Raw genomic sequence first — 13485 nt, 5'->3', positions numbered from 1 at the left:
GTGTCGACTCGGTGTCCGGTGCTGACCTTGCCGCCGAGACGTTCGAGTTCGGCGCTCAGCGCATCGGGAATGGCCTGACTGCCGCCCCGTGGCAGCACCCAACCGCCGACATGGGCGAGGGTGCCGAGCAGCATGCCAGCGCCCGCGGCGGGGATGGCGCGCGGCGGCGTAATCGCGTGCGTGGCAACGCCGGTCAGCAGTGCGGGGGCGGTGTCATCCCGAAAGCGCACATTCCACAGGGGCGATCCCTGTTCCAGTACCCGCAGCCCGAAGCGCAGTCCGCTCAGCGGATCCCCGGGCAGGCGGCGCAGATCCGACATGGCGAAGTCGACAACCGACTGCCAATGCCGGACCATCGGCCCGAACAGCGATCGCCAGGTCGCGCCGTCGCGGCCGAGACCGGCCACGGTGCGGTCGAGATCCCGCCAAGCCAGTCCGGCTCTGCCGCCGTCGAGCGGGTGGGCGTAGGACACCTCGGGGGCGAGCAGGTCGACACCGTGCGCAGCCAGGTCGAAGGCACGAAAGACGGGCGAGGCCAAGGCCATCGGATGCGCTCCGGCGCAGCAATCGTGCCGGTATCCGGGCAGCGTCAGCTCGAGCGTGCGAGATCCGCCGCCCGCGGTGGTCTCCGCCTCGTGCACCTCGACTTCGAGTCCAGCACGGGCCAGGATCACCGCCGCGGCGAGACCGTTGGGACCGGAACCGACCACGACGACATCTGGCATACCTCGATTCTGCCGCGCCGACCCGGGCCGTGCCGTCACCCCCGAGAGGTATCGATCACCCATTCGTGCCCTGCTGCGTCCATTGGCCGAGCAGCACCCGAATGCGCTCTTCGCGCAGGTCATCGACCAGTCGACCGCTGCGATCCAGGGTGGCTATCCCGTGCATCGTGCTCCAGAGCACCTCGGTGCCCGCCTGCAGATCGAACTCGCCCGCGAACGGCGCGTAGGCGCTCTGGATCTCGCCGAACGCGTCCTTGAGCGCCTGCGGGGCATCGTTGCCGAAGGTGAGTTCGGTATTGAGGACGAACATCGCGTCGTAGCGGGCCGGATTCTCGGTCGCGAAGTCCAGGTAGCCGCGCACCATGGCCTCTAGCGCCTCGACCGGCGTTTTCGCGCGGGCCCGCCGCTCGCGCAGGTGTGCGGTGAGATCGACGATGCCTTCTTCGGCGACGGCCGAGACGATCGCCGCCTTGCCCGCGAAGTGGCTGTAGAGCACCGGCTGGCTGTATTCGATCTTCTCGGCGAGGCGGCGCACGGTCACCGCCTCCCAGCCCGAGGTTTCGGCGAGCTCGCGGGCGGTGTCGATGATGCGCTGATGGCGTTCGGCGCGTTCGCGCTCTTTGCGGTTCTGCGTGGTCATACACAAATTCTAGCAGCGCTAGACAAACTAACGAAGCTCCTCTATCGTTGCTCTCATATCTAGCAACGCTAGAGATCAGAGCAGCACAAGCACCACATCGAGGAGCACGCCATGACCATCTCGCGCATCGCCACCGCCTTTTCCCTCATCGGCGCGGCCTTCATCCTCTACATCGGCATCAGCTACCTGGTCACCCCGGAAACCATCGCCACCGGGTTCGGTCTGCCGGAATGGCCCTCGGGTGACGCGGTCGCGTTCATGAACCTCAAGGGTGTGCGCGATACCGTCTCCGGACTGATCATCCTGGTGCTGCTCGCCACCAAGCAGCGCTACGCCCTCGGCATCGTGACCCTGGTGATCGCACTGGTTCCGATCGGCGATATGTTCACCGTCCTCAGCTGGCACGGTTCCACCGCCACCGCACTGCTGGTGCACGGCCTGACGGCGGCCTTCGTCATCGCTACCGGCATCCTGCTGCTCCGCGAGCGCAGCGTGACCACCCGCCCGGCCGCCGTCGCGGTCAACGCCTGAATCGGACCGGTCGATTCCAGCGCAACGACAGCCCGGACCGATCGCGCAGCACGACGCCGCCCCACCCCGGGGCGGCGTCGCTGTGTGTGATCCGACGCACAATTGCGGTGTCCGCGATGAGTTTGCGACGACGGCTTCGTCCACACCGATGAGCGCACGACGAATACAGGAGATCAACACCATGGCGACCAAACCGCACGGCCCCGCGTCCTACTTCCCGTCGATCGAGGCCAAATACGGCCGCACCATCGACGAGTGGAAGACCGCCATGGTCGCCTCGAACCTGAAGTCGCACAAGGAACTCGTCGAGTGGCTGAAGTCCGAGCACGGCTTCGGACACGGGCACGCTACCGCGATCACCCAGCACTACCTGAACCCGGAGAAGTGGGCCAGTTGAGCCGCGCAGCACGATGGGGCCCGCAGATCCTGCGGGCCCCTTTGTGCTGCCGGTCACGACCCGAGGAACAGGCGTTCACACGGCAGGCGCGGTAGCAGTCGGCGGTCGTCAACGGTTTCGCGAATCAATTCGATTGTGCACCAGCGCTTTCGCCGCCAATCGTGGAGCAGATTGCGTACCGCCGCCGCGGTGGCGGTGTAGTCGAACACCACACCGGCCACCGAGATCCGAAGGTGCAGATCACCTTCGGTCGGGAACCATCGTTCGGCGGTCACGGCTTATCTCCTCGTTCGGACAGGGCCCTACGCCTTCACCATGTCGAGGGCGTCCGGCTCCTGCGGTGTCCGCGGCCCGTGGTCATCGTCGACCATGGTCCGCTCGTCGAAGGGCAGTTTGCGGTCGAGGACCGAGTGGACCCACTCCATATCGATGGTCTTGGTCCAGGTGCCGACCAGCACGGTGGCGACGGCATTGCCCGAGAAGTTGGTCAGCGCACGGGCTTCGGACATGAACCGGTCGATGCCGACGATCAGGCCGACGCCGTCGAGCAGTTCGGGGCGATGGCTCTGCAGTCCGCCCGCCAGCGTGGCCAGACCCGCGCCGGTCACCCCGGCCGCACCCTTGGACGCGACGATCATGAACAGCAACAGGCCGATCTGCTCACCGATATTGAGCGGTTTGCCCATCGCGTCGGCGATGAACAGCGACGCCATGGTCAGGTAGATGGCGGTTCCGTCCAGGTTGAACGAATATCCGGTCGGCACAACGACACCCACGGTGGTGCGTTCGACGCCGAGATGCTCCATCTTCGCGATCAGCCGCGGCAGCGCGGACTCCGAGGACGAGGTGCCCAGGATCAGCAGATACTCGCGCGCCAGGTAGCGGACCAGCTTGAAGATCGAAACCCGCGATACCGCCCACAGCAGCACGCCGAGCACGCCGAAGATGAAGACCAGACAGGTCAGGTAGAACGCGACCATCAACAGCGCCAACTGCTTCACCGCGTCCAGGCCGGTCTTGCCGACCACATTCGCGATCGCGCCGAACGCGCCGATCGGGGCCAGCCACAGAATCATCGACAGGATCCGGAACACCAACTTCTGCAGCGAGGCGACACCGCGCAGGATCGGCTCACCGGTCGCACCCATGGCCTGCAGCGCGAATCCGACCAGCAGTGCGATGAACAGCGCCTGCAACACGCTGCCCGTGGTCAGCGAGGAGACCAGCGTGGTCGGGATGATGCTCTGAATGAAGTCCCAGGTGCCGCCCGCGGCATGGGCCTGATCGGCCAGTTTCGCGCCCTGTTTGGCGGTCTTGGCGATATTCATGCCGGAGCCCGGCTCGAGCAGGTTGCCGACGACCAGTCCGATGCCGAGCGCCACCGTCGACATGACCAGGAAGTACCCGAGCGCGAGCCCGCCGACCTTGCCGACATTGGCCGCCGAGCGCACCGATCCGATGCCGAGCACGATCGTGCAGAAGATGACCGGCGCGATCATCATCTTGATCAGATTGACGAACATGGTGCCCAGCGGCGCCACGTCCTGACCGAATTCGGGCGCCAGCCAGCCGACCAGAATTCCCGCGATTACGGCGACGATCACGCCGAGATACAGCCAGTGGGTACGGTCGCGCGGCTGCCGTTTCTGCACATCGCTCATAGCGGGAAAAGTCCTCTTCATTGGTACCGGGGTGAGGTGGCTCACGCCATCACGTGCACAATGTTGGCTCTGGAGGTGACGGCGGTCACGCTTTGGTGCATTACGTTCAATGGCTCGAGGAAAGACAGTGTTGCGCGGTGAGAAGTACGGGGGACGTGGTCGGCTATCGCTGGCCGGACAGGCCTTCGTACTCCAGCTCGTGGTGCTCGGGCTGGTTATCGGCATCGGGGCGGTGCTCGCGGTGCTCGACGCCCGGCACAACAGCGATGTCACCACCTCGCGGGAAGTCACCGATGTGGCGGTGACCGTCGCGCACGCGCCCTCCACCGTCGAGGCGCTGCACACCCCCAACCCCACCGCGCTGCTGCAACCGGTGACCGAGCGGACCCGCCTCGAGACCGGCATGGACTTCATCGTGGTGATGGCACCGGACCGGACCAGGTACACCCACACCATGCCCGAGCGCATCGGGCAGCCGTTCAGCGGCAATATCGACCGCGCACTGGCCGGGCAGACCTTCACCGAGACCTTCACCGGCACGCTCGGTCCCTCGATCCGGGCGGTTACTCCGGTCTATGACAACGGGCGCATCATCGCGTTGGTCTCGGCGGGCGTCACCCGGGCACGGATCGGCGATCAGGTCGGCACGCAGCTGCCGTTGATCCTCGGTGTCGCCGCCGCTGGCCTCGCGGTCGCGGCGGCAGGTTCGTTTCTGTTGAGCCGCCGGATCCGCCGCCAGACGCACGGTCTCGCGCCCGATGAGCTGCGCACGCTGTACGAGCAGCACGATGCGGTGCTGCATTCGATCCACGAGGGGCTGGTGGTTTTCGGACCGACCGGCGAGCGCGCGGAGGTGGTCAACGATGAGGCGCGTAGGTTGCTCGATCTGCCCGACGGTATGGTCGTGCGCGGCGATCTGCCGATCTCGATGCAGCGCATGAGTTGGGGTGTGGTCCGTGATGAGATGCATGTGACCACGGATCGGATTCTGCTGGTCAATCAGGATGTCGTCACCTGGGAGCGGCGGCCGATCGGCACCGTGATCACCATTCGCGACCACACCGAACTGCGGACTGTGATGGGCGAACTCGATTCGGTGCGCGGTTTCGCGGAATCGCTGCGCGCGCAGGCGCACGAATCGGCCAATCGGCTGCACACCGTGATCACCATGGTGGAGCTCGGCCGCTACCGGGAGGCGGTGGAGTTCGCGACCGCGGAACTGCAACTGTCCCAGGCCCTTATCGATCGGCTGCTGACCGCGGTAGGCGACCCGGCCTTGGCGGCGCTGCTGCTCGGTAAGGTGAACCAGGCCGCCGAACGCGGCATCGAGCTGACGATCACCGAGGATACGGCGCTCGATTCGACCGCGCCGCTGTCGGCACAGGAGACGGTGACGCTGGTGGGCAATCTGATCGACAATGCCATCGACGCGGCCGCCGAGGGCGCCGATGGATGGGTGGAAGTTACTGTACGCCAACAGGATTCGAACCTTGCCTGCGATCCGGCGGGGGCCGATCCGGCGCTCGCGACCGAGTTGGCCGCGGCGATCGATACGGTGCGATCGGCGAACGGGGATTCGGCGCTGTTCGTCCGGGTTGCCGACAGCGGACCCGGAATGTCCGCCGAGACCTTCGCCCGCGCCGCCGAACGCGGCTATTCCACCAAAGCCGACCACCATGGCCTCGGCCTGGCACTGGTACACCGACTGGTCGACCGTCACGACGGTGTGATCGGTACCGCACGAGATCCGGAAAGCGCCGTGACCGTGACGATTCCGCGAAAGGACGCGCGATGATCCGAGTGTTGATCGTCGAGGACGAGCCATTGATCGCCGAGGCGCACCGCGCGTACGTCGAGCGCATTCCCGGCTTCACCCCGGTCGCCGTGGCGCATACCGGCCGCGAGGCGATGCGCGCCGCCGCCGATGCCGCCGCCGATAATGCGCCGATCGACCTGGTGCTCATGGATATCGGCCTGCCCGACGCCAGCGGCCTCGACGTCGCCGCCGCGCTTACCGGCCTCGCGCCGCGCCCCGATGTCATCGCCATCACCTCGGCCCGAGACCTGGCCATGGTGCGCACCGCCGTCTCCTACGGCGTGGTGCTGTATCTCCTCAAGCCGTTCACCTTCGCCGCCTTCCGCGACAAACTCGAACGCTACCTCGAATTCCGCACCGCCCTCCCCGCGGGCGAAACCGCCGTCTCCCAGCAGGACATCGACCGCGCCCTCAGCGCGCTACGCACCTCCGACCAACGCGCCACCGCCCCCAAGGGCGTTGCCCCACAAACGCTCGACGAAATCTCCCGCACCGTCCGCGACGCCCCCGGCGGAATCACCGCCGCCGACACCGCAACCACCGTCGGCGTCTCCCGCATCACCGCCTGGCGCTACCTCGAAAAGCTCGCCGATGACGGCCTGGTCGACCGCAAATCCGACTACGGCCGAGCAGGCCGCCCCAAAACCCGCTACATCTGGAAAATCCGCCCGGAGTCAGACGCCCGGAGTCAGACGTAAGCGCTCAGACGTCGGTGGAGAAGCGGATGCCGCCGTCGGGGATTTGGACGCCGGGCCAGACTCGGGCGCCGCGTAGTAGTTCGCAGCGGGCGCCGATGTTGGCGCCGTCGCCGATGACGGCGTCGCGGACGAGGGCACGGGGGCCGATGCGGGCGCCGAAGCCGATGATGGAGCGCTCTACGGTGGCACCGGCTTCGATGCGGGCGCCGTCGAACAGGACCGCGCCGTCGAGGCGGGCTCCCGCACCGACCTCCGCGCCGCGGCCGACGACGGTGCCGCCGATGAGCACAGCGCCGGGGGCCACACCGGCACCCTCGTGGACCAGGAATTCGCCGCGCTGACCGGGCAGGGCCGGGGAGGGGGCGATGCCGCGGACCAGGTCGGCGGAGCCGCGGACGAAGTCCTCGGGGGTGCCCATATCGCGCCAGTAGGACGAATCGACATGGGCTTGGACGCGGGCGCCCTCGGCGAGCAGTGCCGGGAAGACCTCGCGCTCCACCGAGACGGGGCGGCCCACCGGGATCTTCTCGATGTATTCGCGGCGGAAGACGTAACAACCGGCGTTGATCTGGTCGGTCGGCGGATCCTGGGTCTTCTCCAGGAAGGCGGTGACCCGACCGTCCTCGTCGGTCGGCACGCAGCCGAACGCGCGCGGATCGCTCACCCGGACCAGGTGCAGTGTCACATCCGCATTGGTGAACTCGTGGGTGTCGAGGATCGCACCGAGATCGGTACCGCCGAGCACATCACCGTTGAACACCATGATGTTGTCCGCGCGCAGCTTGGGCAGCACATTGCGAATCCCACCGCCGGTACCCAGCGGCTCGGTCTCGGTCACGTACTCGAGCTCCAGACCGAGTTCGGCGCCATCGCCGAAATGCTCCTCGAAGACCTCCGCCTTGAACGAGGTGCCGAGCACCACATGGCTGATACCGGCATCGGCAATGCGGGCCAGCAGGTGGGTGAGGAACGGCAGCCCGGCCGTGGGCAGCATCGGCTTGGGCGCCGACAGGGTCAGCGGACGTAACCGCGTGCCCTGACCGCCGACCAGAATCACGGCGTCGGTGCCTGCATTTCCTGCCATCATGCTCCCCTGTTCACAGTGGATCGTCCTCGCTGGTGCACTCGACATCTGCGACATCAGTTCAGTGCCCGGCGGCATGCGCCGGGCACCATCGCGCCGTAGTTGTGACGCTAGCCCTGAGCTTCCTGCGCCTGTTGACGCAGCGCAGATCGAACCGCAATTCGGGAACGGATCGCAAGTCCGGCCCGCAATGCCAGCCGCAACGGCGCCTGCCACCAGTGCGGATGCCGATCGGCCTGGAATCGGTACGCGCTCGCGTGATGGGCGGGCAGCATGACCTCGGGATGGCGTCCGGCCGCATGTCCCTTGGCATGGGTGACCTCGGCATCGGGGACGAAGACGTTGTGCCAGCCCGCCTTGCCCATCCGGTCGCCGAAGTCCACATCCTCCATGTACATGAAGTAGCGGGAGTCGAAGCCGTCGATCGAATCGAAGGCCGCGCGCCGCACCAGCAGGCACGAACCGGACAGCCAGCCGACGGCCCGCTCGGAGATCTCCTCATTGTCCTGGCGGTAGCGCAGCGTCCACGGGTTCGACGGCCACACCGTGCCGAGAATGGCATGACCGGCGCCGTCGAGCAGACCCGGGACCGAGCGCGCCGAGGGGTAGACGCTGCCGTCGGGTTCGCGCACCATCGGTCCGAGCGCACCCGCGCGCGGCCAGCGCTTGGCGGCGGCGAGCAGTTTGTCGATCGAATCGGCACCCCAGCGGATATCCGGATTGGCGATGACGATGAATTCGACGCTCGGATCGATCTCCGCGACCGCCCGGTTGATGGCGCCGCCATAGCCGATATTGCCGCCGGTCCGCAGCAGTCGCACGTGCGAGTTCGCCTCCGCCGCCAGCTCCGGCGTCCCGTCCACCGACCCATTGTCGGCAAGAATCACCTGTGGCTTCTCGCTGGTGGCAGCGGCCAGGGTGGTGATGAAGTGCTCGAGGTGCTCGCCAGGTGAATAGGTCACCGTGACGACGACAAGCCCACCAGGGGCCACAGAATCGCTCACGACTGCGCCTCGCTGACGCTCGGCTCCGTCGTGCGCGAAGGCGCGCTGTGTCTTTGGTTCACTCGCTGACGCTCATTCACGAGCGCCCAGCCTAGCGGGACAACCCCGACAGCGCGTCCCCGAGTGCGGCCTCCCACGCCCGCAGCGGAGTCAGTCCCGCATCGGCCCACGAGCGATTGGACAACACCGAATATGCCGGGCGCCGTGCGGGTCTCGGAAATGCGGTCGAGTCACACGGACGGACCCGAGTCGGGTCCGCGCCGATTCCGGCGAATACCGCCCGGGCGAAGTCGAACCAGCTGGCCTGGCCGGAGTTGGTCGCGTGCAGCACCCGGGGCGCATCCGGCCGGCCAGCCAATTCCAGTAGTCCCTCGGCCAGATCGGCGGCGTAGGTCGGGGAGCCGAGCTGATCGCTGACCACGTCGACGGTGTCGCGTTCGCGTTCCAGCCGCACCATGGTGGCGACGAAATCGCTTCCGCGCCCGGTGTATACCCACGCCGTGCGCACCACATGCGAGTGTGGCGCCAGTTCCAGCACGGCCTGCTCGCCCGCCGATTTGGATCGACCGTAGACGGTCGCGGGATCGGTCGGGTCATCGGTTTCGTACGGCTTTTCGCTGGTACCCGCGAACACATAGTCGGTCGAAATATGGATCAGTCGGGCGCCCACCCGCGCACAGGCCGCGGCGACTACGGCCGGTCCGGTCGCATTACCGGCGAAGGCGGCCTCGGCATCGGATTCGGCCTGGTCGACGGCGGTGTAGGCGGCGCAGTTCAGCACCACATCACCCGGCTCGAGTACGGCGCGCACGGCATCGACATCGGTGATGTCCAACTCACCGTGCCCGAAGGCGCGGGCGGCGGGTGCGCGGCGCAGGAGTTCGCGGCCCAACTGCCCGCCCGCCCCGGTCACGACGAGGCGCGCGGTTACGGTCGAGGAGGGCGATAGCGCGGTCACGGGCACGAGTCTGGCACGCCGTGAACCTGCGGTTGAGGTCCGCTCGGATAACCGTTGGTTAGCCTTGAGGCAACGGAGACGGGGGTACCGGAGGCGGGGCGGTCGAGTCAGCAACGCGTCGACTGCGATGAAACCAGCGCTGCGCAGGCAGAACATCAACTGGGAGCGCTCGGTGAGCACAGTGCGTGCTCAGGATTGATACCCGGGTTCGGCGAGAGGATGCAGTGGTGCGGCAGATGGACAGGGCGACAGCGCCGTCGCAACTATCCGGGGCCGAGGGCGGCTTCGGACCGCTGCGCGCGTTCATCGCGATCGGGGCGGTGCTGGTCCTGCTCATCACCGGATTCGCCTGGCACAGCGTGGACTCGCTGATCTCGAATATCGAACGCATCGGCGGCCTCGGGCTCGGCGGTGGCCGCGACGGCGCCGTCGACATCCTGCTGGTCGGCGTGGACAGCCGCACCGACGCGCACGGCAATCCGCTCAGCACCGGCGAGCGCGCCCTGCTGCACGCGGGTGATGAGGTGGGTACCAATACCGACACCATCGTGCTGATCCGCGTTCCGAACGACGGCCGCTCCGCCACCGCGATTTCCATCCCACGCGACTCCTATGTCGACCTTCCCGGCATGGGCAAGGGCAAGATCAACTCGGCCTACGGCGCGACCAAGGAGGCCCAGCGGCTGAAGCTGATCAAGCAGGGCGTCTCGGAGGCGGACGCGGAAAAGCAGTCCACACAGGCGGGCCGGCAGGCGCTGATCAAGACCGTCTCCAATCTCACCGGCATCACCGTCGACCATTACGCCGAGGTCAGTCTGCTCGGCTTCGTGCTGCTGACCGATGCGGTCGGCGGGGTCGACGTGTGTCTGAACAATCCCGTCGACGAATGGATGTCCGGCGCCGACTTCCGCGCGGGCCGCCAGAAGCTCGACGGCCCAGAGGCTTTGAGCTTCGTGCGTCAGCGTCACGATCTCCCGCGCGGCGATCTGGACCGGATCGTGCGCCAGCAGGTCTTCATGGCGCAGTTGGTCGGCCAGGTGCTCAGCGCCAAAACGCTCGGCAATCCCGGCAAATTGAAGAATCTCAGTGATGCGGTCGGGCGCACCGTTGTGCTGGACGATGATTGGGATGTGCTGGCGTTTCTGCAGCAGCTGAAGGATCTGACGGGCGGTCAGGTCAGCTTCGAGACGATACCGGTCGCCGATCTCAATGACACGACCAGCGACGGTGAATCGGTCGTCCGGGTCGATCCGAAGGCGGTCGCGGCGTATGTGGCGGGGCTGGTCGACGGCAAGTCCGCCGATCATGGCGAGCCGACGATCGATCCGGCCTCGGTGAGCGTCAGTGTGTTCAATGCGAGCGGGGTCGGCGGACTTGCCGGTCAGGTAGCACATGCTTTGCGGGCCAAGGGATTTCAGGAGGGACTGGTCGGTAACTACACCGGGCCCGCCGTCACCGGCAGCCGAGTTCTCGCGGTGAATACCTCGAATCCGAAGGCCAAGGCGGTCGCGCAGGCACTCGGCGGGCTGACTATTGTCTCCGATGCCTCGATGTCGCCCGATTCGGTCAGCGTCGTACTGGCAAGCGACTATTCTGGTCCGGGCTCGGCCGCGGGCCGCATGTTCGACTTCTCCGGAACGTCGAGCACCGCAACGCCCGTGCCACCCGCCCCACCGATCGACGCAGGCCAGAATGGACCGAAATGCGTGAATTGACCATGCGTGAATTGACCGATGCGTGACCAAGACCAGAAACTGACCCTCACCGAGGCGGTGCTGGATCCGATCCTCGAACGCGATCCAGCGGGTCCACGCGTCACCTACTACGACGATGCCACCGGCGCCCGGATCGAGCTATCCGGGCTTACGCTGGCGAACTGGGCGGCCAAGACGGCCAATCTGATTCGCGACGAATTCGGGTTGAGCCCGGGTGCCAGGGTCGCGGTGCTGCTGCCAGCACACTGGCAGACCGCCGCGGTGCTGCTCGGCTGCTGGTGGGCCGGGACCGAGGTGGTGCTGGGGCCCGATCCGGACGCCGATCTGGCGTTGACCACCGCCGAACGGCTGGCCGAGACCGACGGCATCGCCGAGGTCGCCGCACTCTCGCTGGATGCCTTCGGGCTGCCGGTGCGTGATCTGCCGATCGGCATCACCGATTTCGCCACATCCGTTCGGGTACACGGGGACCACTTCCTGCCGCGCGGCGCCGGGGTGGCGCTGGATGGTATGTCGGTCTCCGAGGTGCTGGCCGAGGCCAGGAAATCCGCATTGCGGCAGGGGTTCGGCGAGGGCGACCGGGTGCTGTCGAGCACGTCCTGGGATACCGCCGCCGAACTGATCGACGGATTCGTCTCGGTACTGGTCGCGGGGGCCGCGCTGGTCCAGGTGGTCAATCCCGATCCGGCCCTGCGCGAGCGGCGCATCGAATCCGAGCGGGTCACCGCGCAGCGCGGCTGAGCTCCTACTCCGGTATAGGTAGGCGTCCGACCATAGGACGTTCCACGCACGCCGATCGGTCAGTACGGTGGAGCTATCGCACAACGATGGGGTTGGTGAGATGAAGCCGCAATATTGGTTCCGCTGGTTGTCGACGCAGGGTGCGCCTCGCTTGGCCCTGCGCACGCAGGCGCGGCGTGGTGATCCGTTCGCCCAGCTGATGGGCGGACCGGACGGCCTGGCCGATCCCTACCCGCTGATCGAGCGGCTGCGTGGGCAAGGTCGGCTGCTGCGCACCCCGATCGCGTGGGCCAGCTTCGACTACGATCTGTGCCGAAGTGTGCTGCGGGACAACCGGTTCGGTGTACGCACCACCGATACCTTCAATATTCCGAAGCCGCTGCAACTGCTCGCCGAACGGCTTCCGTTGCCGCCCAATCCGGTCGAGCCGCCGTCGATGCTGGTCATCGACCCGCCGGAGCATACGCGGATGCGCAAGCCGGTCGCCTCGGCCTTCACCCCGCGGGCGGTCGGCAGATTGCGGGATCGAGTCGAGACGGTCACCGAAGAACTGCTCGACGCGCTGTCATCGGGCGGCTCGGCCGATCTGATCGAGTCGTACGCCGCGCAGGTGCCGATCGCCATCATCTCGGAAATGCTCGGCTTCCCGGAAAAGGACCGAAAGGTATTTCTGGACTGGGGCGATCGCATGACCCCGCTGCTCGATGTCGGGATCTCCTGGCGGGCGTTCCGGCAGGCGCTCGGGGCGATGGAGGTGATGAACCATTACCTCGACGGGCATATCGCGCGGCTGCGCCGTGAACCCGGGGACGATATCCTCAGCAGCCTGGTCACCGCCGGTGAACTCGATGACTTCGCGCTGAAGGCGAGCGCCAGTCTGCTGATGGGTGCGGGATTCGAGACGACGGTCAACCTGATCGGCAATGGTGTCGCCCAATTGGTTGCGCACCCCGAACAATTGGATCGGTTGCGCGCCGAACCGGACCTCTGGCCGAATGCGGTCGAAGAGGTGCTGCGCATCGACGCCCCGGTTCAGACGACCGCGCGAATCGCATCGACCGACTTCGAATTCGAAGGTATCCAGCTACACAAGGGCAGCACGATCGTGCTGTCGCTGGCGGGCGCGAATCGAGACCCCGCGGTCTTCGCCGATCCCGATGTCTTCGACGTCGGCCGCGCGAATGCCAAGGAGCACTTGACCTTCAGCAGCGGCATACACGTGTGTCTCGGTGCCAGCCTGGCCCGCATGGAGGCCACCTTCGCGCTGCAGTCGCTATTCGAGCGCTTCCCCGACCTGCAGCTGGACGGGACGCCGCAACGCCGAGAGTTGTTCACGCTGCACGGATATGAGCGGATGCCGGTCCGCCTCGGCCACCGCGCGGCCACCCCCGAACCGACTGCGGTCTGACTTCCGCCGGGTGGTCGATGCCGCGGGCAGCGGACGCTTTGTGCAGCGTTGCAGCACTACAAGCCGGGGCCACGAGCGCCGACTGCAACTCGCACCGCTTCGGCTCC

General features: G+C 66.8%; 14 protein-coding genes. 7 read left to right on the top strand and 7 right to left on the bottom strand.

Features of this window, described 5'->3' with window-relative positions; genetic code table 11:
• Both ABZW16_RS30950 and ABZW16_RS30945 read right to left on the bottom strand, forming a co-directional pair.
• A partial coding sequence (locus ABZW16_RS30950; RefSeq protein ID WP_354959622.1) for an NAD(P)/FAD-dependent oxidoreductase occupies positions 1-725 on the bottom strand: 725 nt, incomplete at its 3' end.
• Positions 726-780: 55 nt separating this feature from the next.
• Entirely contained in the window at positions 781-1365 is a 585-nt protein-coding gene (locus ABZW16_RS30945) for a TetR/AcrR family transcriptional regulator (RefSeq protein ID WP_354959621.1), read from the bottom strand.
• A 111-nt stretch (positions 1366-1476) separates the two neighbouring features.
• Between ABZW16_RS30945 and ABZW16_RS30940 the strand changes: the two genes are divergently transcribed.
• Both ABZW16_RS30940 and ABZW16_RS30935 read left to right on the top strand, forming a co-directional pair.
• Positions 1477-1896, top strand: a complete 420-nt coding sequence (locus ABZW16_RS30940) for a DUF4267 domain-containing protein (protein ID WP_354959620.1) — start codon at positions 1477-1479, stop codon at positions 1894-1896.
• Between the two features lie 181 nt (positions 1897-2077).
• Positions 2078-2293 (top strand): DUF4287 domain-containing protein, encoded by a 216-nt coding sequence (locus tag ABZW16_RS30935; RefSeq protein WP_354959619.1) that lies wholly within the window; start codon positions 2078-2080, stop codon positions 2291-2293.
• 53 nt (positions 2294-2346) lie between these two features.
• On the opposite strand, the gene ABZW16_RS30930 is transcribed toward ABZW16_RS30935, so the two are convergent.
• Both ABZW16_RS30930 and ABZW16_RS30925 read right to left on the bottom strand, forming a co-directional pair.
• Complete coding sequence (locus ABZW16_RS30930) at positions 2347-2568, bottom strand: hypothetical protein (protein ID WP_354959618.1); 222 nt, start codon at positions 2566-2568, stop codon at positions 2347-2349.
• Positions 2569-2595: 27 nt separating this feature from the next.
• Positions 2596-3954 (bottom strand): cation:dicarboxylase symporter family transporter, encoded by a 1359-nt coding sequence (locus ABZW16_RS30925; protein ID WP_354959617.1) that lies wholly within the window; start codon positions 3952-3954, stop codon positions 2596-2598.
• A gap of 109 nt (positions 3955-4063) precedes the next feature.
• Between ABZW16_RS30925 and ABZW16_RS30920 the strand changes: the two genes are divergently transcribed.
• Positions 4064-5749, top strand: coding sequence for a sensor histidine kinase (locus ABZW16_RS30920; protein ID WP_354959616.1), 1686 nt, complete (start codon positions 4064-4066; stop codon positions 5747-5749).
• Entirely contained in the window at positions 5746-6468 is a 723-nt protein-coding gene (locus ABZW16_RS30915; protein ID WP_354959615.1) for a response regulator, read from the top strand. Before ABZW16_RS30920 ends, ABZW16_RS30915 begins: the two co-directional genes overlap by 4 nt.
• Before the next feature lie 4 nt (positions 6469-6472).
• On the opposite strand, the gene ABZW16_RS30910 is transcribed toward ABZW16_RS30915, so the two are convergent.
• The 3 genes from ABZW16_RS30910 to rfbD all read right to left on the bottom strand — a co-directional run bounded on the left by ABZW16_RS30910 (position 6473) and on the right by rfbD (position 9514).
• Complete coding sequence (locus ABZW16_RS30910) at positions 6473-7552, bottom strand: NDP-sugar synthase (RefSeq protein ID WP_354959614.1); 1080 nt, start codon at positions 7550-7552, stop codon at positions 6473-6475.
• Between the two features lie 110 nt (positions 7553-7662).
• Positions 7663-8544, bottom strand: a complete 882-nt coding sequence (locus ABZW16_RS30905; RefSeq protein ID WP_354959625.1) for a glycosyltransferase family 2 protein — start codon at positions 8542-8544, stop codon at positions 7663-7665.
• Between the two features lie 103 nt (positions 8545-8647).
• Positions 8648-9514 (bottom strand): dTDP-4-dehydrorhamnose reductase, encoded by an 867-nt coding sequence (gene rfbD, locus ABZW16_RS30900; protein WP_354959613.1) that lies wholly within the window; start codon positions 9512-9514, stop codon positions 8648-8650.
• A gap of 236 nt (positions 9515-9750) precedes the next feature.
• On the opposite strand from rfbD, the gene ABZW16_RS30895 reads away from it, so the two are divergent.
• The 3 genes from ABZW16_RS30895 (at position 9751) to ABZW16_RS30885 (ending at position 13378) form a co-directional block, all read left to right on the top strand.
• Positions 9751-11229, top strand: a complete 1479-nt coding sequence (locus ABZW16_RS30895; RefSeq protein WP_354959612.1) for an LCP family protein — start codon at positions 9751-9753, stop codon at positions 11227-11229.
• Between the two features lie 18 nt (positions 11230-11247).
• Positions 11248-11970 (top strand): TIGR03089 family protein, encoded by a 723-nt coding sequence (locus ABZW16_RS30890; protein ID WP_354959611.1) that lies wholly within the window; start codon positions 11248-11250, stop codon positions 11968-11970.
• A gap of 100 nt (positions 11971-12070) precedes the next feature.
• Positions 12071-13378, top strand: a complete 1308-nt coding sequence (locus ABZW16_RS30885) for a cytochrome P450 (protein ID WP_354959610.1) — start codon at positions 12071-12073, stop codon at positions 13376-13378.
• The last annotated feature ends 107 nt before the right edge of the window (positions 13379-13485 follow it).

This window comes from Nocardia sp. NPDC004604, assembly GCF_040609795.1.
In the GTDB taxonomy this organism is placed as follows: domain Bacteria; phylum Actinomycetota; class Actinomycetes; order Mycobacteriales; family Mycobacteriaceae; genus Nocardia.
Note: the sequence above shows the minus strand (reverse complement) of the source record. Positions and strands in the feature narration are given on the sequence as shown.